Origin of the sequence: Kitasatospora sp. NPDC052868 (genome assembly GCF_044547105.1) — a bacterium.
Taxonomy (GTDB): domain Bacteria; phylum Actinomycetota; class Actinomycetes; order Streptomycetales; family Streptomycetaceae; genus Kitasatospora.
Window position 1 is genome coordinate 20487 of sequence record NZ_JBITZW010000019.1, and the last position, 25160, is coordinate 45646.

A 25160-nucleotide genomic window follows, 5' to 3' on the forward strand; every position below is an offset into this window, starting at 1 on the left:
TGTCACCCCCGCTGAGCCGGACGGTCGAACTACGCTTCGCAGACGGGCGCCCGTCGCGGGCCGCCTCCGCTGAGCTGGGTGACCGTCGGGAGTGGCACGGGTGGCGAGGAAAACGGCGACGATGGACGCACGGCCCGCGATGACCGCCGAGGGCGCCCCCGCGCTGGACCGGCTGCCCGCCGGGCCGGCGCTGTTCGTCGGACGGCGCGCCGAGCTGGCCGCCCTGCGGGCCGCCGCCGCCCGCCCCGCCGACGGCCGCAGCACCGTCCTGGTACTGGCCGGCCGCCCCGGCTCGGGCCGTACCGCGCTGGCGGTGCGCTTCGCCGTCACCGTCGCCGCCGACTACCCCGACGGCGTGCTGTTCGCCCGGCTGTCCGCGCCCGACGGCGGCCGGGTGCCGCCCGCCAGGGCCGCCCGCCGGCTGCTGGAGCAGCTCGGGGCGGACGTCGGCGCCGTGCCGCTGCCCGGATCCGTCGAGGACGGCCGGGACGAGCCGGCCTGTGTCGCGCTGCGCGGGGCGCTGGCCGGCCGACGCGTCCTGCTGGTGCTGGACGACGTGCGGGACGCCGGGCAGCTCTGGCCGCTGCTCGCCGACGAGCCCGGCTGCCTCGTCCTCGCCACCACGGCCGGTCCGCTGACCGGGATCGAGGACATCGACCCGGTGATCCTCGGCGGGCTGGACCGGCAGGCCTCGGACGAGCTGCTCGGCGACCTCGTCGGCGGCACCCGGATCAGCTGCGACCCGGTCGGCGGGGCCGACCTCGCGGAGGCCTGCGGCTCCGGGCCGGCGGCGCTGCGGCTGATGGCCGGCTGGCTGCGCGGCAACCCCAAGGCGGCCGTGACGGACGCGGCCGCGGAGCTCGCCCGGGTGGTGCGGGAGGGGGCGGCCCGGCCGGAGGCGGCGGGCGCCCAGTCGCAGGGGACGGCGGGGAAGGGCGGCGGTTCGGACGGGGTTGGCGGGCCGGAGGATGCGGGTGGGGCGAAGGGGGCGGGCGGTTCGGGGAAGGCGGCCGGCTCGGAGGGTGCGAAGGAAGGGGAGCCGAGGCGGGAGAGGTCGAAGCCGGGCACGGTCAAGGCGGGCACGGTCAAGGCGGGCACGGTCAAGGCGGAGCCGGCTTCTCGGCCCGGGAGGCCCGGCGCGGGCGGCAGGGCCGACCGGAAGGCGGCTCAGGCGGCCTCCGGGGCCCCGGCGGCGGTTTCCGGGGGGCCGGAGGACGGGAAGCGGGCGTCCGCGCCTCCCGGCGGTACGGACGCGGCGAAGCGCAAGGGGGCCCCCGAGGCCCCGGCGGAGCCCGCCGCGGATCCCGCGACCGACTCCGCGGCCTGGGTGAAGCCCGGCCCCGAGCCCGCCGAACCCGTCCCCGTCCCCGACAACGACCCGCTGGTCGGCGCCTTCACCCTGCTGTACGGCGCGCTGCCGGCCGCCCAGGCGCGGATGCTGCGTGCGCTCACCCTCGCCCCCGCGCAGACCGCGGATCTGCGCACCGCCTCCGCCCTGGTGGGCTGCCCGGCCCCGGAGGCCGCCGCGATGCTGGCCGCCCTCGCCGAGCGGGAGCTGCTCGGCGAGGAGCCGCCCGCGGAGGACGGCACCCTCCGCTACCGGGTGCCCGGCCGGCTCCACCCGCGGCTGGTCCGGCTGCGCGGGAGCGAGGACCGGCCCGCCGAGCTCGAACTCGCCCGGGCCCGCCTGCTGGAGCGCCTGGTCCGGCTCACCGACTCGGCCCGCGCCCTGCTCGACCCGGCCGGCGGACCTGGCCCCGACCCGCTGCCGGGGCCGCTGCGGCTGCGCTCGGCCGTCCAGGCCCGGCAGTGGCTGCTCGGCGAGCGCGACCTGCTGCTCGGCGCGGTCGCCGACGCGATCGGCCAGGGCGACCTGGACGGTTCGGCGGGCCGGCTGGTCACCGCCCTGCTCCGGGCCCTGCCGCTGACCGGCGCCGCCGCCCCCGCCGACCTCTACCAGCTGCACGAGCTGGTGCTGACGGTGGCCGAGCGGCACGGCAAGGCCCGCCGGGCGGCGGCCGCGCTGCTCAACCTCGGCGACCTCCAGGCCGCCGACAGCCGCTGGGAGCCGGCCGTCGGGCACTACCGGGCGGCCCTGGAGCACGCCCGGGCGGCGGACGACGAGGCCGCCTGCGCCCGGGCCCTGGAGGGCGCGGCGGGCTGCCACCGCGCGCTCGGCGACGCCGTCCGGGCCGCCGACTGGTACGGGCGGGCGCTCGGCCTGCGGCAGTCCATGGGAGACCCGGCCGCCGAGGCCAGGCTGCTCACCCGGGTGGCGGAGGCGCACATCGCGCAGCGCCGCTTCGACGAGGCCGATCGGGAGTACCGGGCGGCCCTGGGGCTGCTGCGCCGCCTGGGGGACGAACGCGGCCGACAGGCGGTCGGTGCGGCCCTGGCGGACCTGCGGGAACGCGTCGACGCCGGGTGGTAGAGGGCACTTCGGGAGTATTGTCGAAGATGCCTGGTTGGTGAGATTTTGGCAGGAAGATCGCCGGGGAAGCCTACGAACCTGCCAATGTGTCCGGCGGATTTATTCACTTTGGAAGGCTGACACGCCGCCTGGGCTTCATTACACTCGAACTCAGTCGCGCAGCGATCTGTGCCCCGGTGCCTTCCGGAGGCTTCCCCACGTGCGCGTCGCCCGCCGGTCTTCTCCGGTAGGGACCCCCATGGCAAGAGGACGTGTTTAGCCGTGAAGGTCGGCATCCCCCGCGAGGTCAAGAACCACGAGTACCGCGTGGCCATCACGCCCGCCGGCGTGCATGAGCTCGTCCGCAACGGGCACGAGGTCTACATCGAGGACAACGCCGGTGTCGGCTCCTCGATCCCGAACGAGGAGTACGTGGCCGCCGGCGCCACCATCCTCCCCACCGCCGACGAGGTGTGGGCCACCGCCGACCTGCTGCTGAAGGTCAAGGAGCCCATCGCGCAGGAGTACCACCGTCTGCGCAAGGGCCAGACCCTCTTCACGTACCTGCACCTGGCGGCCGACCGCGCCGGCACCGACGCGCTGGTCGCGTCCGGCACCACCGCGATCGCGTACGAGACCGTGCAGCTCGCCAACGGCGCCCTGCCGCTGCTCGCCCCGATGTCCGAGGTCGCGGGCCGGCTGGCCCCGCAGGTCGGCTCGTACCACCTGATGCGCCCGGCCGGCGGCCGCGGCGTGCTGCCCGGTGGCGTGCCCGGCACCCACCCGGCCAAGGCCGTCGTCATCGGCGGTGGCGTCTCCGGCTGGCACGCGGCCACCATCGCGATCGGCATGGGCTACGAGGTGACCCTGCTGGACCGCGACATCAACAAGCTGCGCGAGGCCGACAAGGTCTTCGGCACCAAGATCAAGGCCATCGCCTCCAACGCCTTCGAGCTGGAGAAGGCCGTCCTGGAGGCCGACCTGGTGATCGGCGCCGTGCTGATCCCGGGCGCCAAGGCCCCGAAGCTCGTCACCAACGAGCTGGTCTCCCGCATGAAGCCGGGCTCCGTGCTCGTCGACATCGCCATCGACCAGGGCGGCTGCTTCGAGGACTCGCACGCGACCACGCACGCCGAGCCGACCTTCCAGGTCCACAACTCGGTCTTCTACTGCGTGGCCAACATGCCGGGCGCCGTCCCGAACACCTCCACCTACGCGCTGACCAACGCCACGCTGCCCTACATCGTGGAGCTGGCCAACCGTGGCTGGAAGGACGCGCTGCGCCGCGACCCGGCGCTGGCCAAGGGCCTGAACGTGCACGAGGGCCAGATCACCTTCGGCGCCGTCGCCGAGGCCTTCGGCCTGGAGTCCGTCTCCCTGGAGAGCGTGCTCGCCTGACGTTCGCGTCCGGTGACCGGTAGCCGGTGACCGTGACGGGTGACCGCGGCGTCCCGAGGCGACTCGTGACGCCGCGGTCGCCTGGTTCTTTGTGGCCGTCCGGGTTCCACCGTGTTCCGGCGGCCTCCGGGTGCGCCGGTCGGCGCCGTGTCCCGGTGGCCGCCGGGCACTTGTGATCGTGATGTGCCCTTCGGGAGGTCCCGTGCCTGGTCGGCGCGGGCCCTCCCGGCCCGGTCCGACCCCCGCGGGGCGGACCCCAGGCCCCCGACCCGCTCCCCCGGGCCGGGGGCTTCGCCATGCCCGTGAACGGCCGGTGACATGGGCGGGTCGCTCTGTCGTCAATTTCTGTGGGTCGCGTCACCCGACCGCAGAAACGTTAGGGTCAAGGGCCGGTCCATCCCTTGACAGCGGGTGGCCCGATAGTCGACACATCCTGCCCACTACCGTGGATTGTGTTGCTGCGAACGCCTTGAAGAGCCTAGAGTCGCAAACCGTCGGCATGCTGCCACGCTGACGAATCGACATAGAGTCCTGGATGCCCAAGGAGGTAAGACGACTTGTGAATGAGTCGACATTTGCTCCCGGGGGTGGTCAGCCAGGACTGGCGGAGCACGCCGCCGGACTGCCGAGTGAGGAGCCCGGGGCCCGGCAGGCCACCGTGGGCTCGGCCGAGGTCGGCTCGGTCGCTCTCCGTACTTTCGAAGCACGCCAGAACACAGCACAGGTGACCCAGGTGACCACGGTGACGGACTTCGACGCCGATCTGCCGGCCCACGGCCTGGCCTACGGCGAGTTCGCCTACGGCGCCTACGACGACCCGGACGCCGAGTACGAGCCGGACCCGGAGTACGCCGCCACGCTGGCCCCCGACGCCGCGCGTCAGCGCCGCGAGCGGGTCGGTCCGACGGGCCGTCCGCTGCCGTACTTCCCGATCCCCGCGCCGGTCGCCGAGCACGGCCCCGCGCAGATCATCGCGATGTGCAACCAGAAGGGCGGCGTCGGCAAGACCACGTCGACCATCAACCTGGGTGCCGCGCTGGCCGAGTACGGCCGCCGGGTGCTGCTCGTCGACTTCGACCCGCAGGGCGCGCTGTCCGTGGGCCTCGGGGTCAACCCGATGGAACTCGACGTCACCGTCTACAACCTGCTCATGGAGCGGGGCCTGACGGCCGATGAGGTGCTGCTGAAGACCGCGGTGCCGGGCATGGACCTGCTGCCCTCCAACATCGACCTGTCGGCCGCCGAGGTGCAGCTGGTCAGCGAGGTGGCCCGGGAGTCCGCGCTGGCGCGCGCCCTGAAGCCGCTGCTGCCCGACTACGACTACGTCATCATCGACTGCCAGCCCTCGCTGGGCCTGCTGACGGTCAATGCCCTGACGGCCGCTCACAGCGTCATCGTCCCGCTGGAGTGCGAGTTCTTCGCGCTGCGCGGTGTCGCGCTGCTCACCGAGACCATCGAGAAGGTCTGCGAGCGGCTCAACCCCGAGCTGCGGCTGGACGGCATCCTCGCCACCATGTACGACTCGCGCACCGTGCACAGCCGCGAGGTGCTGGCCCGGGTCGTCGAGGCGTTCGGCGACCACGTCTTCCACACCGTCATCGGCCGGACCGTGCGCTTCCCGGAGACCACCGTCGCCGGCGAGCCGATCACGACGTACGCGACCAACTCGGTCGGTGCCGCCGCCTATCGTCAGCTCGCCAGGGAGGTGCTCGACCGGTGCCGCCCCGCCGAGTGAGTCTCCCGGGTGCCGACGAGCTGTTCCGGACCACCGGCGGGATGGCGTTGTCGCCCTCCCTCGCGTCGCGTCCGGCCGCCGAGGCGCCCAGACCGGAGACCGCGCGGGCCGTCAACGGTGCCGGTGCTGCGGACGGCGCCGAGGGTGCCGAGGGCGCCGACGAGGCCGGGCAGCCGTACGAGCGCCGGCAGTCGGCCCCCGGGGCCGCTGTGCCGGGGCCGGCGCAGCCGTCGGGGCTGCAGCAGGGCGCAGGGCAGGGTGTCGGGCCCGGTGTCGGGTCGGGTGGTGCGCAGGCCGCCGCGCAGGCGGGGAAGGCCGTGCCGGGCGGTCGGGCGGCCGCTCCGGCGCCCCGGCAGCACTCCGGCGCCGCCGAGGAGCAGTCGGGCGGGAACGGGCGCCCCCGTCCGCGCGGCCGCGCTCCGCGCCGTCCCAGCGGGCGGGAGCGGCACGACGAGAAGATCACCGTGTACGTGTCCGCCGAGGAACTGATGGACCTGGAGCACACCCGTCTGGTGCTGCGCGGCGAGCACGGCCTGGCCGTGGACCGCGGCCGGATCGTCCGGGAGGCCATCGCGGTGGTTCTGGCGGACCTGGAGCAGCGCGGCGAGGCCAGCATCCTGGTGCGGCGGCTGCGCGGGCGCTGAGAGGCGCCTGAGGATGCCTGGAGGGGCCTGGTGGGCCCTGGAGGGTGTTGCGGGCGTCTGAGGCCCCGGTGGGCGCTGTTGGCGGGTCCTGCGGGCCGAGGGGGGCTCCGGGCGTTCCAGAGGGGCCGGCGGCCGTTGTAGCCGCGGTGGGGTGGTCAAGGGCCGCTGCCGGGGCCTGGTGGGCCGCTCGAGCTGTTGTGAGTCCGCAGTGAGGCCGTTGTGAGGGGGCGCTGGAGGCCACTGCGAGGTGGCGCGGGCTCCGGGAGCCGTCGCGTTGGGCATGACGGGCCCGTGGCCGGGGCGGATGGGATCCGCGGTGTGCCCGATGCGCCACGGCGTGTCGACGGCCCCGGCGAGGGGCGGACGGCGGGGGCGGGTGAAGATGGACCGTCATGCCGAGCACCTCCGAACCGTCTGCAGCGCGTGTGTCCGCTGCTGCCTCTGCTTCGTCCCCGCCCTCCTCATCTGCTGCTTCCGTGTCCGTCGTTGCTTCGGGTGCCGCCGCGGCTGCTGTCCCGGTTCCTGCCCCGGGTGGGGCCGCCGGGAGCGGTCGGGCCGGTGAGCCGGCCGGGACGGCCGATGAGCCGCGGGGCGGGTTCCGGGTGCGGCTGGACAACTTCGAGGGTCCGTTCGACCTGCTGCTCAGCCTGATCGCCAAGCACCGGATGGACGTCACCGAGGTGGCGCTGGCGACCGTCACCGACGAGTTCATGGCGCACATCCGGGCCATGGGTCCGGACTGGGACCTGGACGCCACGACCGAGTTCCTGGTCGTCGCCGCCACGCTGCTCGACCTCAAGGCCGCCCGGCTGCTGCCCGCCGCCGACGTCGAGGACGAGGAGGACCTCGCGTTGCTGGAGGCGCGCGACCTGCTGTTCGCCCGTCTGCTGCAGTACCGGGCCTACAAGCGGGCGGCGGCCCTGTTCGGCGAGCGCTGGGCCGCCGAGCTGCTCCGGCGGCCCCGGACGGTCGGACTGGAGCCCCACCACGCGCAGCTGCTGCCCGAGGTCGTGATCGGCATCGGCCCGGAGCGGTTCGCGGAACTGGCGGCCAGGGCGATGACGCCCAAGCCGAAGCCGGTCGTCTACGTCGACCACATCCACGCCCCGCCGGTCAGCGTCCGTGAGCAGGCGGGCCTGGTGGTCGGGCTGCTCACGGAGCTGGGGGAGGCGACGTTCCAGCGGCTGGTCGCGGACGCGCCGGACGACCTGGTGGTGGTCGCCCGCTTCCTGGCGCTGCTGGAGCTCTACCGGGAGCGGGTGGTGGCCTTCGAGCAGCCGGAGGCGCTGGAGGAGCTACTGGTGCGCTGGGTGGCCGACGCGGACCGTGGAGTGGTCGAGGTCACGGACGAGTTCGACCGGCCGGCGGGAGAGAGCCGACCGGTGGGAGAGAAGGAGGAGCGATGACGTCGGGTGCCGATGCCGGAGGGCGGCCGGTGTCCCGGCGCCCGCTCGGTCTGCCGGGACGGCCGCGGGCGGAGGAGTGGCTGGAGCCGGAGCTGCTGCCGGAGCTGCTGCCGGGGGTGTTGCCGGGCGTGTTGCCCGGGGTGGAGCTGGAGCTGGACGCGGGGGCAGTGGCGGGGGGCGTCGCGGACCCTGTGTTGGTGCGGGAGCCGGTGGTACAGGTGGTGCACCAGAAGTCGGGCCCGCCGACTTCCGGTGTCGGGGAGTCCGGTGAGGCGGCTGCCGCTGCCGCTGCGGCTGCGACTGCGGGGGCTGAGGCTGGCGCGGAGGACGGGGAACCGGCCGGTTTCGGGTTGAAGGCCGGGCTGGAGGCGATCCTGCTGGTCGTCGACGAACCGGCCGGGGAGGACCATCTGGCATCCGTCCTGGAACGGCCCCGGGCGGAGGTGGCGGCGGCACTGCGGGAGCTGTCCGCCGAGTACACCGCCCAGCGGCGAGGCTTCGACCTGCGGCTGGTCGCCGGCGGGTGGCGGTTCTACACCCGGGCCGAGTGCGCTCCGGCCGTCGACCGCTTCGTCCTGGACGGCCGGCAGGCCCGGTTGACGCAGGCCGCACTGGAGACATTGGCGGTCGTCGCATACCGGCAGCCGGTGTCCAGATCGCGGGTCTCAGCAGTCCGTGGTGTGAACTGCGACGGTGTGATGCGTACCCTGGTACAGCGAGGACTGGTGGAAGAGGCCGGATCCGAGCCCGAAACAGGTGCGATCCTGTATCGGACGACGAACTACTTCCTGGAACGGATGGGGCTCCGCGGCCTGGATGAGCTGCCGGAGCTTGCTCCCTTCCTGCCCGAGGTCGACGACGTGGAAGCGGAGTCCCTGGAGGGCACGATGATCGCGGAGGCGGTCGCCGCCGCTGCCGTGCAGGCCGCGGACGGCAGTGGCGAGGCCGGTCGGGCTGCGCCTGATCGGTAGGGGGCGGTGAGGTCGGCCGAAACGACCGCACAGCCCAGACGGAAAACGACGTACGGACACTTTGATGCGTAGCAGTGGCAACGACAGGAACAGCGGCGGCGGAAGCGGCCGGGGCGGACACGGCGGGGGCCGGAGCGGCGGCGGCTCCTACGGGGGTGGCTCCGGCTCGCGTGGTGGTTCGTACGGCGGGGGCTCCGGCTCCTCGTCGCGCGGGGGTTCGTCCTCGGGTGGCGGTTCGTACGGCGGCGGTTCCTCGTCGCGTGGTGGTTCGTACGGCGGGGGCTCCGGCTCCTCGTCGCGCGGGGGTTCGTCCTCGGGCGGCGGTTCGTACGGCGGCGGTTCCTCGTCGCGTGGTGGTTCGTACGGCGGGGGCTCCGGCTCCTCCTCGCGCGGGGGTTCGTACGGCGGCGGTTCCTCGTCGCGCGGCGGCTCGTCCTCGGGTGGCGGCTCCTACGGCGGCGGGTCCGGCTCGCGTGGCGGTTCGTACGGTGGCGGCTCCGGCTCGCGCGGCGGCTCGTCCTCGCGTAGCGGCGGGTCCGGCTCGTACGGGCGGGACGACCGGCGCGACAGCCGTCGCGATGACCGTCGCGACGACAACAGGTACCCCGACCGCCCGCTGCGCCCCGAGGAGCGGCGTTACGACCGCCCCGAGTACGGCGGCGGTCCCAACGCCACCCCCGCGCGCGGCGGCTTCAGCGGGCGCCGTCCCGGCCCCGCGCCGCGTCCGCGCCGCGACGGCCAGGGCGCCCCGGGCGACCCGCGCCGCCAGCCGCAGCGTTCGCGCGAGCTGCAGGCGAAGATCGAGGACGCCGTGCTGGCGCGCCACGACAAGCCGGCCGTGAAGCTCCCCAAGACCTTCGAGGAGCCCGAGGGCGAGCGCCTGCAGAAGGTGCTGGCGCGGGCCGGCATCGGCAGCCGCCGGGCGTGCGAGGAGCTGATCGAGCAGGGCCGTGTGCAGGTCAACGGCAAGCTGGTCACCGAGCAGGGCAAGCGGGTCGACCCGCAGAACGACGAGATCAAGGTGGACGGCCTGACCGTCGCCACCCAGTCGTACCTGTTCTTCGCGCTGAACAAGCCGGCCGGCGTGGTCTCCACGATGGAGGACCCGGACGGCCGCCAGTGCCTCGGCGACTACGTGACCAACCGGGAGACCCGGCTGTTCCACGTCGGCCGCCTGGACACCGAGACCGAGGGCATCATCCTGCTCACCAACCACGGTGAACTGGCCCACCGCCTCACCCACCCGCGGTACGGCGTGACCAAGACCTACCTGGCCGCCATCCAGGGCCCGATCCCGCGGGACCTGGGCAAGCAGCTGGCCAAGGGCATCGAGCTGGAGGACGGCTTCGCTCGGGCCGACAGCTTCAAGGTGGTCTCGAACGTCGGCAAGAACTACCTCGTCGAGGTCACGCTGCACGAGGGCCGCAAGCACATCGTCCGCCGGATGCTGTCCGAGGCCGGCTTCCCGGTCGAGAAGCTGGTGCGCACGCACTTCGGTCCGATCGCGCTGGGCGACCAGAAGTCGGGCTGGCTGCGCCGGCTGACCAACCCGGAGGTCGGGCAGCTGATGAACGAGGTCGGCCTGTAGGTCGGTCCGTGGGGTCGGTCTGCGGGGTTGGTCCGCGGGGTCGGCCGGGTGGGTCCTGCCTGGTGAGCGATATGTAGACCGGTCTGCATAAAACGACTCTGTAGACCGGTCTACATAGGGACGGCGCTTATCTGTAGACCGGTCGTCATAAAGAGCAGTCTGTGGACCGGTCTACATAGAAACGGTCCCCTGTAGACCGGTCTACATATTTTTGTTTCCGTGAGGGCCTCCCCGCCGAGTGGCAGGGAGGCCCTCACGCCGTTCGGCGGGTGTTGCTGTGAGCCGGGACGCATCGCCTGATCATCGCCTTGTCAGCGCGACGATCCGTGGCCGAGGATTGCCACCTGACCACGACCCGTCGAGTGGCGGGACTGCGCCACGCCGTCTTCGGTGCGGTGCGGGGAGAGACAACCGGGGGAGCGGCGCCGTGTCCGATGAACCACTCAGCGCACTGGGGCTGGCCGACCCGGACGGTCAGGTTTACGCGTTGCTGGTGGCCAATCCGCAGTCCACGGCGGAGGACCTCGCCGGGCTCTGCGGGCTGACGCTCCAGCAGAGTCTGCGGGCGCTGGACCGGTTGGCGCAGCAGGGCATGGCGACCAGGGCGCCGGTGGACCGCCACCGTTTCCTACCGGTCGCGCCGGATGTCGCGATAGGCACCCTGATCGGCCACCGTGAGTCCGAGCTGCGGCACGCCCGGGCCGAGATGCACCGCCTGATGGACGCCTTCCGGGAGGCCTCCCGCTACACCGACCCGGCGCACTCGGTCGAGGTGCTGACCGGCGGCGAGGCGATCGCCCAACGGCTGGAGCACATCACCGAGACCAGCCAGTACCAGGTCCGGGGCTTCGACTGCCCCCCGTACATCCAGGACCCGGTGGCCGGCATCCCGTTGCAGCGCAAGCGGATGAAGGAGGGGCTGCGGTTCCGGACCATCTACGACCGGGAGGCGGTGGCCTGGCCGGGTCGGCTGGAGAAGAACATCCTGGTCGGGGTCGAGGACGGCGAGGAGGCCCGGGTCCGGCCGGTGCTGCCGATGAAGATGGTCATGTCGGACGACCGGATGGCGATCATCCCGATCAGCGTCGGCGACAGCGTCCTGGACGCCGCGTACGTGATCCACCCGTCCGCGCTGCTCCAGGCCCTGGACACGCTGTTCGAGGCGGAGTGGGAGCGCGCCGTGCAGCTCCAGTCCGCGATCGGGGCCGAGGACGGCGTGCTGGAGCCGGAGGCCGACCACCGCAAGCTGCTCGGCCTGCTGGCGGCCGGCCTCACCGACGAGTCGATCGCGCGCTCGCTCGGCTGGAGCGCCCGGACCACCCAGCGCCGGCTCCAGAGCCTGATGCGCGAGCTCGGCGCCACCACCCGCTTCCAGGCGGGCATGGCGGCCCGGGAGCGCGGCTGGCTGTAGGCCTCGGTGAGGCCCCTCGCTGTCCCTGTTCCCGTGGCCTTGGCGTTCCCGTGGCCTTGGCCGAGCGGTCCGGGGTCGCGGGGGTTCGGGGCTGCTGGGCTGGGGGCTCAGCTCCAGGGGGTGAGGCTTGCCCAGCGGCCGTCCGGGCCGCGTTCGACCTTCTCCAGGCCGACCACGGCGGTCCGGTTCAGCCGCCCGTAGATGTGCGGGAACAGCGCGCCGGGGGTGGCCCCGGGCGGCGGTGCGCCGTTCGGGGCCTCCCACTTGACCATCGGTTCCACCAGCGCCTCCTCGATCAGCAGCACCATCAGCGGACCGGGCGTGTCGGCGAAGAAGGCGTTGGCCACCGCGAGTGCCGTCTGCTCGTCCGCCGAGCAGTGGATGAACCCGTCGGTGAGCAGCGAGGCGGTGGCGTACGGCCGGCCGGGGTCGGCGAGCCAGTCGTCCAGGGGGGCGAGGTGCAGGATCATGCTCCTGTTGTACCTGAACGGTTGTCACGACGGGGTTCGGCCGAGCGCGCGCGGGCGGGGTGTCACCGGGCCCGGGGTCACGGGGACGGTGGCACCGGCCCCCGCGATACAGGGCCCCGCGATACAGGGCCCCGCGACATAGATCCCCGCGACACCGGGCGCGGTGTCACAGGCCGGCCACCTTGGCGGTGGCGGAGATCTCGTACACCAGCGTGACCGTCCGGCGGGCGCCCGGGCCGAGCGGCAGGTCCCAGCGGACGATCCCCTCGGTGTCGAAGGCGTCCGGGGCGGGGGAGCACTCCTCCTTGCGCAGCCGTACCTCCACGGCCGACACCTCGGAGACCGGGACCCGCTCGCGCACCGAGACCAGCTGCTCGTCGTGCTCCTCCGGTCCGGAGAAGCGGGAGACGTGCAGCCGGACCGTCCGGGTGGTCACCGAGCGCTGGCTGAGTCCGGTGGTGGCCTGCCGCTCCTCGGTCTCGCGGACCACCCGGTAGCCGTCCGAGCTGCCGAACGCCAGCTCGGCGTCGGCGCCGGCCGCGGTGAACGGCATCTCGCCGCGGCCGGTGAAGCCGCTGCCGCGGACCAGTTCGACCGGGCCGGCCAGCAGCGCGTGCCCGGCCGCGTTGCGGAACCGGACCACCTGGGTGACCAGTGGTGACAGCTCCGGCGCGCACGCGAACTCGCTGCTCGCGGGCGCGCTGAAGCCGCCGAGCGGCACCCGGTGCGCCCGGCCGTCCGAGGGCACGGTGGCCGGTGCGGGCGCGCGCAGCACCCGGACCTCCCCGCCGTCGTCCACGCCCGGCACCTCCTCGGACGGGCCCACCGTACTGATCGCCTCCTCGCGCAGCTCGACCTCGACGGTGCGGCGCTCCTCGGCGCTGCGCTCGCGCAGCATCAGCACGTCCTCGGCGAGCGCGGGCGGGGCGGTGGCCAGGGCCGACCGGGCGGTGGAGAGGGTGAGCCGGACGCCGTGCCAGTCCTCCCCGGTCCGCTGCCAGACCACCGCCTCCGACTCCAGCTGCAGGCCGCCCGCGGTGAGGGTCGCCCGGTAGGACGGCCGCCACACCGCGCAGGGCACCAGGTGGCCGATGGTGAGGAGGGCGGGTCCGGCGGTGGCCGCCTCGACGGTGAGATCCAGGTGCGCGACGAGTTCGGCCGGCTCCTCCTCGGCCTCGTCCAGGGTCCGCTGGGCGTCGGAGCGTTCCTGCTCCAGCCGGCGCAGCCGGGAGCGGACGGCGCGCAGCTCCTCGACGTACCGCTCGCGCTCGGCGTCCACCCGGTCCAGCTCACGGGTCCAGCGGGCCCGTTCGACCTCGCCCGCGCCGGCGCCCTCGCCGATCTCGCGGAGCAGGTCGGCGGAGAGCTGGGCCAGCAGTGCCAGCCGGGCCGCCAGGCGGTCGCCCGACTGCTCCTCGCGGCGGGCCTGCTCATCGAGCCGGTGGACCCGGTGGCGGAGCTCGGAGTCGCCCGGGCCGGGCGGCAGCGGGGCGCGCGGGGTCCAGGTGCGGACGATCCGGGCGTCCAGGACGCGGACGCCCGCCCGGTCGGCCTCGGCGCGCAGGGTGCGGTCGACGGCGAGTGCGGTGACCGGGCCGAACCGCAGCCGCTGCACGCCGGCGGCCAGCTCGGCGGTGGCGGTGCGCTCGACCTGGCTGCGGTCCTCCAGACAGGTGACGGCGGTGACCGGGAGGGGGATGGTGCCCTGTTGGCCGGGGTCCTGGGGGGCGGGGCCGGAGTCGCCGGGGACGGGGAGGGGGGTGGTGGTGCCGGTCATCGTTCAGTTCCTCCGGTTTCCGCCGACGATGGCCTTGCCGGCCGGGATGCGGATCTCGTAGCCGCCGTCGAGTTCGACCCGGCCGCCGGGCGGCAGTTCGACCCGCCAGAGCCGGGTGCTCGGCGGGCAGTCCGGCGAGGACTCGGCCGGTGCCCGCCAGTCGGCCCGCTCCTCGATCCGGACCTCGGCGTCCGACGTGACCGGGACGCGTTCGCGGACCTCCACGGTGACCGGGTGGCCGAGCCGGTTCGCCAGTTCGACGTGGACCCGGTGGTCGAGCACGGTGCTGCTGTTCAGCATGCCCGCGGTGGACTCGCGCAGCTCGGTGCGGCGCGCCACCTCGACGCTCTCGGTCACGCCGACGCCGAGCCGGCGCTCGCCGCCGGGGGCGAGGGTGGGGAGGGCGGCGGTGAGCAGGAACTCGTCGTCGACGGTCACCTCGACCGGGCCGGCCAGGACGGCCTGGGCGGTCCGGTTGGCGAGCACCAGCGTGCCGTAGACCTTCTCCTCGACGGAGGGGACGGTGACGTACTCGGAGCGGACGGCCACCGGGATCTCACCGATCGTGACGGTGTGCCAGGCGCCGTCGGACGGGATGTCGGCGGGGGCGGCGGCGTCGAATCGGTGGTCGAAGGAGCCCGCCGAGATGCGGGGAAGGACGGCGTGGCGGGGCAGCGGGAGGGCCGCCACCGCCGAGCCGGCGGCCACCCAGGGCCTCGGCGCGGGCGGCTGCAGGGTGCCCCGGCGGGCGGCGGGCTCCTCGGGGCCGGCCAGGACGAGGGACGGGTAGTCGAGGAGGGCGGCGTCGGGGACGGGCGGGGCGTCGTAGCCGGGCAGGGCGTCGGGGGCGAACCCGGCGGCGGGTCCGTAGCCGGCGAACGGCCCCGCTCCGCCGGGGGCCGCCGGGGCCGGGGCCGTCACGGGAGCCGGCGGGGGCCCGGAGAACTCGGGGGCGGCCTCGGCGCCGCGCCGGCGGGCCCGGCGAGGGCCGGACGGGCGAGGGGCCGGGCCACCAGGCTGGGGCATCCCGGGCGGCGGCGGGGCGCCGTAGCCGCCGAAGGCGGGGGGCGGCAGGGGGAACTCGTCGGCTGCCAGGCTGCCGCCGGCACGGCGGAACAGCTCGGGTTGCGCGGCGGGGGCCGGGGCGGAGGCCGCGACGGGCAGGGCGTCCATGGATGCGGCGCCCACACGGACCGAGGGCACTGGTCCGGCGGTCGCACGTCCGGCGGGCACGGGGGCCGGGCCCGCGGCCTGGTAGCCGGCGAAGAGGTCGGCCAGGCCGGACGGGGGCTCGCGCCATCCCGAGGGGGGCGGGGCGGGCTGGCTGCGGCCGATCCGCAGGGAGCGCAGCCGGGGCAGGTCGGTGCGCCGGTCGAGGTCGGCGGTGGACAGCGCGAGGCGTACGCCGGTCCAGTCCTCGCCGGTCTGCTGCGCCAGCGAGGCGCGCAGGACCAGGCGGCCGGAGTCCTCGCCCTGGCGGTAGGACAGGCGGTAGGCGGGTACCCAGCGGGCGGCCGGGACGCCGTATTCGAGTTCGAGGTCGAGTTCGGCGGGTTCGGTCTGTTCGGCGCTGTGGGTGGGCTCGCTGGCTTCGGCGCTGTGGGCGAGGGTGAGGAGGACGGTCGCGGAGGTCTCCACGGGCCGGGTGGGCCCCGCGGTGGAGGCGCGCTCCAGCCGGGCGGTGAGCACCTCGATCGCGTGATCGGCGAGCCGGAGCTCCTGGGCGAGGCCCTCGGCGCGCAGGTGCAGCCCGGACAGCCGCTCGTCGACGAACTCGGCCAACTCCAGCCAGGCGTCGGCGGGCGTGCGGCGGTGCGGTTCGTCATCGCGGCGCGGCGGCGGCACGGCGCGCAGCCCGGCCGTCTCGGCGATGGCCGAGAGGACCAGGCGGTGGCGCTCGCGAATGGCGCTCCCGCGCTCCCTGGCCTCGTCCAACAACCGCTGAAGTTCGGGGAGTTCGTCCTCGGTGCGGAGCTCGGCGACGGGCTCCAGACGGGCCTCGGTGACGGTGGTGCCGGGCGGCCCGTCGAGCACCCGGGCGCGCAGCGAGCGCCCGTCGAGCACCTGGGGTAGACCGGTCAGCCGGAGCCGTCCGTCCGGGGGCACGGGGACCCGGGCCCGGCGGCGGCACACCGCGCCGGCCGCGTAGACCACGACGGAGTCGAGCACCGAGGTGTGGGCCGGTACCTCCGGCCCGCCCGGTGGCCGGCCGTCCGCCGTGCTGCGTCGGCCGTCCGCCGTGCTGTGCCGGTCGTCTGCTGCCATGCGCTGGTCGTCTGTCCTGCGATGGTCGTCCACCCAGCCAACCCCTTCGTTAGCGCCGCGCCCTGCTCGGGCGGCCAGTCTGCCCCCAGCCGGCGCGGGCGTCGTCGGATTTCCGCGTGTTGCCGCCTCCGGGCCGCCCGCGTGTGGCGGGTGCGGCCCGTGTGGTGGCCCGCGTGGTGTGGGACGGGTCGGGGGCGGAGGCGGTTGCGGTCCGGCGGGGGCGGCGTGCGTGAGGCGCGGGAGCGTGCGGGGGCGGGGTGCGTGCCGGGCCGTCGCGGTGTCAGGGGTGCGTGCGGGGGCGGGAGGTGGCGGGGTGTGGCCGCGGGGACGGCGGGGATGCGAGAGGATGGGTCGAGCACGTCCAGGTAAGCCCCGTGAGGAGAGCCACCCCGCCATGCGCACTGCCGCCGTCGTCGGTACCGGACTCATCGGCACCTCCGCCGCGCTGGCCCTCACCGGCCGCGGGCTGACCGTCCATCTGGAGGACGCCGACCCGGACTCGGCCCGCACCGCCGCCTCGCTCGGCGCCGGTGTCATCGACCCCGCGGACGGCCCGGTGGACCTGGCGATCATCGCGGTACCGCCGGCGCTGGTGGGCACCGTCCTCGCCGACTGCCAGCGGCGCGGTCTGGCCCGCTGGTACACCGACGTGGCCAGCGTCAAGGCCGGGCCGCGCGCCGAGGTGGTGGCGCTCGGCTGCGACACCGTCCACTACATCGGCAGCCACCCGATGGCCGGCCGCGAGCGCTCCGGCCCGCTGGCCGCCCGCGCCGACCTGTTCGAGGGCCGCCCCTGGGTGCTCACCCCCACGGCCGACACCGACACCGAGACGCTCAACGCGGCCCTGGAACTGGTCGCGCTCTGCGGCGCGATGCCGATCGTGATGGACGCGGCCGCGCACGACCGCGCCGTCGCCCTCGTCTCGCACGCCCCGCAGCTGCTGTCCTCGCTGGTCGCCGCCCGACTGGAGCACGCCGACGAGACGGCCATAAGGCTCTCCGGCCAGGGTGTCCGGGACGTCACACGGATCGCGGCCTCCAACCCCGGCATGTGGGTCGACATCCTCTCCGCGAACGCCGGCGCCGTCGCCGACATCCTGGACGAGGTCGCCGTCGACCTCGTCGACACCGTCACCGCGCTGCGGGCCCTGCAGGCCGCCGAGGACGGCGAGCGGCGGGCGGGCGCGGTCGGCATCGAGGCCGTGATGCGCCGCGGCAACACCGGCCAGGCCCGCATCCCCGGTAAGCACGGCGCGCCGCCCACCCGGTACGAGACCGTCGCCGTCGTCCTCGGCGACCAGCCCGGTGAGCTGGGCCGCCTCTTCGGCGAGGTCGGCGCGGCCGGGGTCAACATCGAGGACGTCCTCATCGAGCACTCCAGCGGGCAGCAGGTCGGCTTCGTCCAGCTGTCGGTCGCCCCCGCCGCGGTCAAGCCGTTGACGGTGGCGCTGCGGGCGACCGGGTGGAGCGTCCGGGACTGATCCGGGGCCTCTGGCCGGTCGGCGGGGGAGCTGGGGCTGGGCAGGGCCGGCGGGGGCCGGCAGGGGCCGGCAGGGCCGGCGGGGGTGCCGGGACGAGCTTCGTACGGGGTGCGGGGCCGGGCGGGGCGGGGTTCCGCACCGGTCCATTAACCTTGAGGGGGGCATCCCTCGGTTTCGGGTTTACCGCCGGGCCCCCGTCCGGGCTCCACCCGGGTTCCATCACCGGGTTTCACCGCCCCACGTTCACGTTTCACGCTTCAGGTTTCAGGATTCAGAGAGAGGTTCTGCCGTGGACACTGCCGACCGAGCGAACGCCCCGGTCGTCGTCGCCATCGACGGACCCTCCGGCTCGGGCAAGTCGACCGTCTCGCGGGCGGTCGCCGCCCGGCTGGGGCTGAGCTTCCTGGACACCGGCGCCATGTACCGGGCGATGACCTGGTGGATGCTGGCCAACGACGTGGACATCGAGGACGCCGAGGCCGTGGCCGTCGCCTGCGGAAAGCCGGTGATCGTCTCCGGGACGGACGCCGACGGCCCGACCATCACCGTCGACGGACAGGACGTCTCGGGCCCGATCCGGGGCCCCGAGGTGACCGGGCAGGTCAGTGCCGTCGCCGCGGTGCCGGCGGTGCGCACGCGGCTGGTGGAGCTCCAGCGCGGCTGCGCCGGGGTCGCCGAGCGCGGCATCGTCGCCGAGGGCCGGGACATGGGCAGCGTGGTGTTCCCGAACGCCACCGTCAAGGTCTTCCTGACCGCCTCGGAGGCCGCCCGCGCCGAGCGCCGCGCCGCCGAGCTGAGGGCCAAGGGCGTGGACGAGGCCACCATCACCGCGATGGCCGCCGACCTCGCCCGCAGGGACGCCGCCGACTCCTCCCGGGAGACCGCCCCGCTGACCCAGGCGGCCGACGCCGTCCTGGTGGACACCAGCGAGCTGACTCTCGACCAGGTGATCGACACGATCACCTCGCTGGTGGAGGAGCGGGCCGGCCTTTCGGCGGTCTGAGTCCTCCACCCGCATTTCATGCAGTAACCCGCGCTGCCCGGAACCGGGCAGGTACGCACGGCGTGCCCCTGGGAAGGGCCGCGCCGGGAAACGGAAAACGGAACATGACCGCAGAGCACGCCGCCACCGGAAACGGTGAGCTGGACAGCGCCGACTACGCCGAGTTCATGGCGCTCGCCGCCGAGGAGGGGTACGAGTTCGACGGCGTCGACGGCCTCGACGGTGCCGAGCACGTCCCGATGCCGGTACTGGCCGTCGTCGGCCGGCCGAACGTCGGCAAGTCGACCCTGGTGAACCGCATCATCGGCCGCCGTGAGGCGGTCGTCGAGGACAAGCCGGGCGTCACCCGCGACCGCGTCAGCTACGAGGCCAGCTGGAACGGCCGCCGCTTCAAGGTCGTCGACACCGGCGGCTGGGAGATCGACGTCCTCGGCATCGACGCCATGGTGGCGGCGCAGGCCGAGCTGGGCATCGAGACCGCCGACGCGGTGCTGTTCGTCGTCGATGCCACCGTGGGTGCCACCGACACCGACGAGGCCCTGATCAAGATCATCCGCCGGGCCGGCAAGCCGACCGTGCTCTGCGCCAACAAGGTCGACGGCCAGTCGACCGAGGCCGAGGCGGCCTACCTCTGGTCGCTCGGCCTGGGCGAGCCCTACCCCGTCTCCGCCCTGCACGGCCGCGGCTCCGGCGACCTGCTCGACGCCGTGATGGAGGCGCTGCCCGAGGCCCCGCCGCAGACCTTCGGCGACCTCGCCCCCGGCGGCCCGCGCCGGGTCGCGCTGATCGGCCGGCCGAACGTCGGCAAGTCCAGCCTGCTCAACAAGGTCGCCGGCGAGGAGCGGGTGGTCGTCAACGAGCTGGCCGGCACCACCCGTGACCCGGTCGACGAGATGATCGAACTCGGCGGCAAGACCTGGAAGTTCGTGGACACCGCCGGTATCCGCCGCCGCGTCCACCTCACCGCGGGCGCCGACTTCTACGCCTCGCTGCGCACCTCCGCCGCGCTGGAGAAGGCCGAGGTCGCGGTCGTCCTGGTCGACGCCAGCGAGACCCTGGCCGAGCAGGACACCCGGATCATCTCGATGGCCGTCGAGGCCGGGCGCGCCGTCGTGATCGCCTACAACAAGTGGGACCAGCTGGACGAGGAGCGCCGCTACTACCTGGAGCGGGAGATCGAGCGTGATCTCGTCCAGGTGCAGTGGGCCCCCCGGGTCAACGTCTCGGCGAAGACCGGGCGGCACATGGAGCGGCTCGTTCCGGCGATCGAGACGGCGCTGGAGGGCTGGGAGACCCGGATCTCGACCGCGCGGCTGAACGCCTTCCTCGGCGAGCTGGTCGCGGCCCACCCGCACCCGATCCGTGGTGGCAAGCAGCCGCGCATCCTGTTCGGCACCCAGGCGGGTGCGCGGCCGCCGCGGTTCGTGCTGTTCGCCTCGGGCTTCCTGGAGGCGGGCTACCGGCGGTTCGTCGAGCGCCGGCTGCGCGAGGAGTTCGGCTTCGTCGGGACGCCGATCTCGATCTCGGTGCGGGTGCGTGAGAAGCGCAAGCGCAAGTAGTAGGAGGAGTAGGGCTGAGTAGGGGCCGGGTCTGGGGGACCTGGCCGCCTGGTCGGCTGTAGGGCGAGGGCCCCATCGCTTCGGCGGTGGGGCCCTCGGCCGTTGGGTGCGGCGGACGTGCGTCGTGCGCCCTGTGGCGGGTGGGGCTGGTCGGGGCTGAGGTGCTGGTCAGTGCTGGTCGGTGCTGCGGCCCGGGGGGAGGGAGAGCAGGTTGCGGTGCCGTCCGCCGGTGGTGGCGCCGGGACCGGGGTGAGGTGTGGGCATCGGGTGCGGGACCGGGCCCAGGTAGCCGGCGGCCACCCAGCCCTGGCCGTTGGCGAACTGGGCGGCGGGGGCGGGCTGGCCGCCGTGGCCGGACTGCGGATGCTGGCCCGACTGGCCCGACTGGCCCGACTGGCCCGACTGGCCCGACTGGGCGGATTGGGCGGCTTGGCCCGTGTGACCGGCCTGGCCCCCGTGGCCCGCGTGCCCGGCCGGGGCTGCCTGGCCGGTCGTGTGGGCGTGGCCGGTGCCGTCGCTGGTGTGCCCGGCTGGTCCTGTCACACCCGGACCGGTCTGCTGGTTCGGCATGAACTGCGGGAGCCCGAGAGCCTGGCCGCCGTAGCTCTGGAACGCCTGCTGCTGCGGGTACGGGCGCGGGTCGGCCAGCACCGGGTAGCCGTCGCGGACCGCGAACCCGGTGAACTTCATGTTCTCCTCGCCCGAGCGGTCGCCCGGCAGGGCCCGGAACAGCCGCCGGTACTCGGAGTACAGCTCGTCGTAGATCGGCGTCGTCGAGTGCGGGTGCTCCGCGTCGAACGACGGGCGCATGCCCGGGATCGCACGGGTGCCGGTGGTGGAGCGACGGTGGGATGCGGAGACGTCGTAGCTGTACACGTAGGGGCCAACGAGCGAGAGCGCTGGGGGATGCGGGGTGCACCGGCCCGGTCGGAAGGTGGCCTATGCCGGTCCGAGGCCGGCTCCGGGAGGGCGCCGGGAGGGTTCCGGGGCGGTCCGAGGGCGCTTTCGGGGCGTCGGCGTTCGGGGTCGGTCTCGGCGTCGGTGTCGGCGTCGGACCGTGGGGCGGTGCCGGTCGGCAGGGGGACCGCCGACCGGGCCGGGTGCGTCCTGCAGCCCGGGGGACTCAGGTGCCGGCGAGCGGGAGGGAAGCGGCCACCACCTGCCCCTTGGCCACCGCCCGCTCCAGCGCCTGGCGGAGCAGGTCCTCGCGCGGCTGGCGGCCGACCATCCCGGCCGGCACCGCGTACATGGTCACCTCGGAGAGCTGGCCCGCGGCGATCCGCCAGGCGTCGGTGACCTGCAGCGGCTGGTGCGCCTGCCACCAGCCGGTGCTGCCGCCGGCGGCCGCGGGCTGGAGGATCGCGTGCAGCTTGCCCATGGCCACCAGCACGGACCAGCCCGGCAGTTGGTCCGGCGTCTTGTTGAGGTCGGTGACGGGCTGGAAGCCGGCGTCCTGCAGCAGGTCGAGGAACTCGTCCGTGCCGGAGGTGTTGCCCGGCCTGCCGACCGGCCCGGTGGGCTCGACCACCAGAGCGGCGTGACCGGTGTCGGCGTGCAGCACGAGCCCGCAGGTGATGCCGAGGATGGCGGCCTGGCCGGGCGCGCTCGGCTGCGCGCCGGACGCGGTGGGCTGGGCCTGGGCGGACTGCGCCGGAACCGCCGCCGCGGTGGGCGTCTCGGCGGGCGCGTCGCCCTGGGCCTGGCTGATGCTGCGCACCGCGCCGAGCAGCTGCTCCTCGGAGACCGGCACCACCTGGGACGGGATGCAGCGGGCATGGGCGAAGGCGAGCACCGCCGTCTCCTCGCCGACGAACAGGACGGTGCTGGTGGGCTCCTGGAACGAGTCGCCGGGTGTGCGGCAGGAGGTGCACTCGTAGCCGTCGGGTGCGTGGGCGCCGCCCAGCAGGCGGTCGGCCTCGTCGTCGCCGATCTCGGATCGGACCTCGTCGCTGACATCGAGCATGCGCGGCACTGAGACTCCTTGGGTGTGGGTGTGGGTGTTGATGCTGGTGTTGGTGGTTTTGGGTGTCGCGGGGTGGGGCTGGGCGGTGCGTGGGGCAGGTCTTCGGCGGGACGGTCTGCAGGTTGGGCGGGGACGAACGGTGGCGGGCGGGACGGGGGTGCGGCCGGACCCAGGGCCAGGTCGGCGGCCGATGGGATCCGGGTCTGCATCCGGCCGCCTTTACCAACGGGCCCCTGTGTCAGGGGTCACGGGTGGCCGTCGAGGGTGACGGGAATTGCCCCGGATCCGACCGCAGTGCGTGTTTCGGTGGTCACAATGTGTCGATGTCGGTGGAAGGCCTGGCGGAATGAAACCGTGAGGTGGGTCACGGGTGGTCGATGTTCGATCTAGGAAATGACGGTTAAATCGGACAATTCGGGCATGTTTGCATGGTCATTACCGGCGGTAACGCCTGGCTGAGCTGGGGAGACCGCCCCTTGTTTGGATCCCTGGCGGCCAACTCGTAGCTTCATTGGCGGTGCAACGAGCACCACCCGGGTTCACCTCCGATGCACAGCCCGCCGGCTCACCCCGGCGCAGGCCGTGCCCGCCGATGCGACTGCTCGAACAGGTCGCCGGTGTGTGGCGGGTGGCCGGGGCGGCGCGGCACGTCGGACACGTGCACGGCCGCCCAGCGGACGCGGCGAGCGAAATCGGCCCTTCGGGGGTCTGGTTCCGCATGCCCGCCCGGGGCTGTCGAGAGGAACCTCATGACCTTCCGTAACGAGACCGCCGCTGCCACCACCTCCACCGTCACCAAGCGCAACCGCGTTCGGATGGCTGTTGTGGCGGGCGCCGCTGTCGCGGCCCTGCCGGTGGCCGGCCTCGTCACGGCCACCTCGGCCTCCGCCGCGTCCGTCTCCACCTGGGACGCCGTCGCCCAGTGCGAGAGCGGTGGCAACTGGGCCATCAACACCGGCAACGGGTTCTACGGCGGTCTGCAGTTCACCTCCAGCACCTGGGCCGCCTTCGGTGGCACCGCCTACGCCGCGCAGGCCAACCTGGCGACCAAGGCGCAGCAGATCTCCGTCGCCGAGAAGGTCCTCGCCTCGCAGGGCCCCGGCGCCTGGCCGGTCTGCTCCGTCAAGGCCGGTCTGACCAAGGGTGGCGCCCCGGCCGCGGTCGACACCTCCGCGGGCTCGACCGCCACCGCTGCGCCGAAGCCGGCCGCTCCGGCCGCCACCGCCGCCCCGAAGCCGGCTGTCACCGCCGCGCCGAAGCCCGCCGCTCCGGCCGCCACCGCCGCGCCGAAGGCCGCCGAGGCCCCCAAGGCCGCCGCTGCCGCGCCGAAGTCGTCCGACGCCGCCAAGTCGTGGAAGTCCGACAACGCCGCGAAGTCCGCCAAGGCCGCCCAGCCCGCGAAGCCGACCTCGAACGACGCCCAGCCGGCCACCGGTGGCAACTACACCGTCAAGTCCGGTGACACCCTGAGCTCGATCGCCGCCGCCAAGGGTCTGGACTGGCACGACCTGTACAACGACAACGCCAAGGTCATCGGTGCCAACCCCGACCTGATCCTCCCGGGCCAGACCCTCACCGTCTGATCCTGGTAGGGGCTGTCCTCGCGCAGAGCGCGTTGCACCTCCGGTTCGATCGGCCGCTTCTCCGCTGTGCGGGGGAGCGGCCGTCGGCGTGTCCGGCGTGTCGGGGCGGGCGGGCGTGTCCGGCGCCTAGGGTCGGCTGCTGTGCCTTCACAGCGTTCGTAGGATCAGCCGGGAATCGTTCTTGATGCGCTTGCGTGCTTTTCATGCGGTTTTGGGTGCTTTGGGTGCGCGCTTGGGTGCGGCGCCGGGCGTGGTGCGGTTGGTGCCGGTGTTGATGGTGGTGCCGGCGGTGCTGGTGCCGGTCCAGGTGGTTGCCGCAGGGCTGCCGGGCGGTGCGCGGGCCAGTGCGTCCTCCACCGTCGCGGACATGATCTGGGACGAACTCGCCGAGTGCGAGAGCGGCGGCGACTGGCGGGCCGACACCGGAAACGGCTACTTCGGCGGCCTGCAGATCTGGCCGCCCACCTGGGAGGAGGCGGGCGGACTGCGCTTCGCGAACCGGCCCGACCGTGCGAGCCGGCGCCAGCAGACCGCCGTCGCCGAGGAGATCCTCCGGATACAGGGCTGGGAGGCCTGGCCGGTGTGCGCGCGGGAGATCGGGATGATCGACGATCGGTCGAGCGGGGTGTCGGCCGGGTGATCGATCTGCCGGGTGCCGGGTGGTAGGCGTCCGAGCCGTCCGGTCGGCCCGGGCCCGCTCGCCCCGGCGTTGAGCCCGGGCGGCCCCGCTGCGCGAGGATGGGGGTGTGGCTCAGGGTGAACTCTTCGGCGGACCTTCCGGCAACCCCACCGGCGGACCTTCCGGCAACCTCACCGGCGGACTCTTCCCGCGTGCCCGGTCCGAGCCCGCACCCGGCGCGGTGCTCGTACCGGGTTGGCTGGACGCGGAAGCGCAGGTGAGCCTGGTCGCCGACTGCCGGGAGTGGGCACGCCCGCCGGCCGGGATGCACACCGTCCGGATGCCGACCGGCGGTGTGATGTCCGTACAGATGGTGAGCCTGGGCCTGCACTGGTATCCGTACGGCTACCGGCGAACCGCCGCCGACGGCACCCCCGTGAAGCCGTTCCCCGCCGAGCTCGGCCGCCTCGCCCGCCGGGCCGTCGCCGATGCGTACGGCGACGCGTGCGCCGACATCGCGGGCGCGGACCGGTACGAACCGGACATCGCGATCGTCAACCACTACCCGCACGGCGCGAAGATGGGCCTGCACCAGGACCGCGACGAACGGACGGACGCCCCGGTGGTCTCGCTGTCGATCGGCGACACCTGCGTGTTCCGGCTCGGCAACACCGAGACCCGTACCCGGCCTTGGGCCGACCTGGAGCTGCGCAGCGGCGACCTGCTGGTGTTCGGCGGTCCGGCCCGGTTCGCGTACCACGGCGTGGTCCGGACACTGCCCGGCACCGCGGACCCGGCGCTCGGTCTGACCGGGCGGCTCAACATCACCGTCCGCCAGTCCGGGCTCGGTGGGGGTGGGGGCGGTCCGGGCGCTGCGG

Annotated in this window: 18 protein-coding genes and 1 pseudogene; 14 read left to right on the plus strand and 5 right to left on the minus strand. The window is 74.1% G+C overall.

The genetic code is table 11. The annotated features are described in order from the left end of the window. Nucleotides 1-121 precede the first annotated feature (121 nt). The 8 genes from ACIGZJ_RS27035 (at nucleotide 122) to ACIGZJ_RS27070 (ending at nucleotide 11563) form a co-directional block, all read left to right on the plus strand. Nucleotides 122-2431, plus strand: coding sequence for an AAA family ATPase (locus tag ACIGZJ_RS27035; protein ID WP_396459658.1), 2310 nt, complete (start codon nucleotides 122-124; stop codon nucleotides 2429-2431). 261 nt (nucleotides 2432-2692) lie between these two features. Next, complete coding sequence (gene ald, locus ACIGZJ_RS27040) at nucleotides 2693-3808, plus strand: alanine dehydrogenase (protein WP_360626333.1); 1116 nt, start codon at nucleotides 2693-2695, stop codon at nucleotides 3806-3808. 658 nt (nucleotides 3809-4466) lie between these two features. After that, nucleotides 4467-5543, plus strand: coding sequence for a ParA family protein (locus ACIGZJ_RS27045; protein ID WP_392940971.1), 1077 nt, complete (start codon nucleotides 4467-4469; stop codon nucleotides 5541-5543). Next, nucleotides 5540-6187, plus strand: coding sequence for a hypothetical protein (locus ACIGZJ_RS27050; RefSeq protein ID WP_396459659.1), 648 nt, complete (start codon nucleotides 5540-5542; stop codon nucleotides 6185-6187). Before ACIGZJ_RS27045 ends, ACIGZJ_RS27050 begins: the two co-directional genes overlap by 4 nt. Nucleotides 6188-6789: 602 nt before the next feature. Then, the gene (locus ACIGZJ_RS27055) at nucleotides 6790-7593 is read left to right on the plus strand and encodes a segregation and condensation protein A (protein WP_396459660.1); all 804 of its coding nucleotides are present in this window, start codon (nucleotides 6790-6792) and stop codon (nucleotides 7591-7593) included. 350 nt (nucleotides 7594-7943) lie between these two features. After that, nucleotides 7944-8564 carry an SMC-Scp complex subunit ScpB gene (gene scpB / locus ACIGZJ_RS27060; protein ID WP_396459733.1) on the plus strand — a complete coding sequence of 207 codons (621 nt, stop codon included), beginning with the start codon at nucleotides 7944-7946 and terminating at the stop codon, nucleotides 8562-8564. A 64-nt stretch (nucleotides 8565-8628) separates the two neighbouring features. Further along, complete coding sequence (locus ACIGZJ_RS27065) at nucleotides 8629-10152, plus strand: pseudouridine synthase (RefSeq protein ID WP_396459661.1); 1524 nt, start codon at nucleotides 8629-8631, stop codon at nucleotides 10150-10152. Nucleotides 10153-10579: 427 nt separating this feature from the next. Beyond that, nucleotides 10580-11563, plus strand: a complete 984-nt coding sequence (locus ACIGZJ_RS27070) for a helix-turn-helix domain-containing protein (RefSeq protein WP_396459662.1) — start codon at nucleotides 10580-10582, stop codon at nucleotides 11561-11563. A 107-nt stretch (nucleotides 11564-11670) separates the two neighbouring features. Here ACIGZJ_RS27070 and ACIGZJ_RS27075 read toward each other — a convergent pair whose 3' ends face one another. The 3 genes from ACIGZJ_RS27075 to ACIGZJ_RS27085 form a co-directional block, all read right to left on the minus strand. Then, nucleotides 11671-12033 (minus strand): DUF952 domain-containing protein, encoded by a 363-nt coding sequence (locus ACIGZJ_RS27075; protein WP_396459663.1) that lies wholly within the window; start codon nucleotides 12031-12033, stop codon nucleotides 11671-11673. 166 nt (nucleotides 12034-12199) lie between these two features. Beyond that, nucleotides 12200-13810 (minus strand): mucoidy inhibitor MuiA family protein, encoded by a 1611-nt coding sequence (locus ACIGZJ_RS27080; RefSeq protein WP_396459664.1) that lies wholly within the window; start codon nucleotides 13808-13810, stop codon nucleotides 12200-12202. Between the two features lie 3 nt (nucleotides 13811-13813). Next, on the minus strand, nucleotides 13814-16075 hold the full coding sequence (locus ACIGZJ_RS27085; RefSeq protein ID WP_396459665.1) for a DUF4139 domain-containing protein: 2262 nt from the start codon (nucleotides 16073-16075) through the stop codon (nucleotides 13814-13816). Nucleotides 16076-16469: 394 nt separating this feature from the next. Here ACIGZJ_RS27085 and ACIGZJ_RS27090 point away from each other — a divergent pair, with 394 nt between their 5' ends. The 3 genes from ACIGZJ_RS27090 (at nucleotide 16470) to der (ending at nucleotide 20117) form a co-directional block, all read left to right on the plus strand. After that, the gene (locus ACIGZJ_RS27090) at nucleotides 16470-17555 is read left to right on the plus strand and encodes a prephenate dehydrogenase (RefSeq protein ID WP_392940925.1); all 1086 of its coding nucleotides are present in this window, start codon (nucleotides 16470-16472) and stop codon (nucleotides 17553-17555) included. A 289-nt stretch (nucleotides 17556-17844) separates the two neighbouring features. Beyond that, entirely contained in the window at nucleotides 17845-18558 is a 714-nt protein-coding gene (gene cmk / locus ACIGZJ_RS27095; protein WP_387949145.1) for a (d)CMP kinase, read from the plus strand. A gap of 104 nt (nucleotides 18559-18662) precedes the next feature. Beyond that, nucleotides 18663-20117 (plus strand): ribosome biogenesis GTPase Der, encoded by a 1455-nt coding sequence (gene der, locus ACIGZJ_RS27100; RefSeq protein ID WP_396459666.1) that lies wholly within the window; start codon nucleotides 18663-18665, stop codon nucleotides 20115-20117. Between the two features lie 168 nt (nucleotides 20118-20285). On the opposite strand, the gene ACIGZJ_RS27105 is transcribed toward der, so the two are convergent. Further along, nucleotides 20286-20927, minus strand: coding sequence for a hypothetical protein (locus ACIGZJ_RS27105; protein WP_396459667.1), 642 nt, complete (start codon nucleotides 20925-20927; stop codon nucleotides 20286-20288). Between the two features lie 313 nt (nucleotides 20928-21240). Beyond that, nucleotides 21241-22089, minus strand: a complete 849-nt coding sequence (locus tag ACIGZJ_RS27110; RefSeq protein WP_396459668.1) for a hypothetical protein — start codon at nucleotides 22087-22089, stop codon at nucleotides 21241-21243. Between the two features lie 740 nt (nucleotides 22090-22829). Between ACIGZJ_RS27110 and ACIGZJ_RS27115 the strand changes: the two genes are divergently transcribed. The 3 genes and pseudogenes from ACIGZJ_RS27115 to ACIGZJ_RS27125 all read left to right on the plus strand — a co-directional run. Continuing rightward, on the plus strand, nucleotides 22830-23663 hold the full coding sequence (locus ACIGZJ_RS27115; RefSeq protein WP_396459669.1) for a transglycosylase family protein: 834 nt from the start codon (nucleotides 22830-22832) through the stop codon (nucleotides 23661-23663). Nucleotides 23664-23847: 184 nt separating this feature from the next. After that, complete coding sequence (locus ACIGZJ_RS27120; protein ID WP_396459670.1) at nucleotides 23848-24303, plus strand: transglycosylase family protein; 456 nt, start codon at nucleotides 23848-23850, stop codon at nucleotides 24301-24303. A 220-nt stretch (nucleotides 24304-24523) separates the two neighbouring features. Then, nucleotides 24524-25129, plus strand: a pseudogene (locus ACIGZJ_RS27125) (alpha-ketoglutarate-dependent dioxygenase AlkB); the annotation flags it as partial. Nucleotides 25130-25160: the final 31 nt, after the last annotated feature.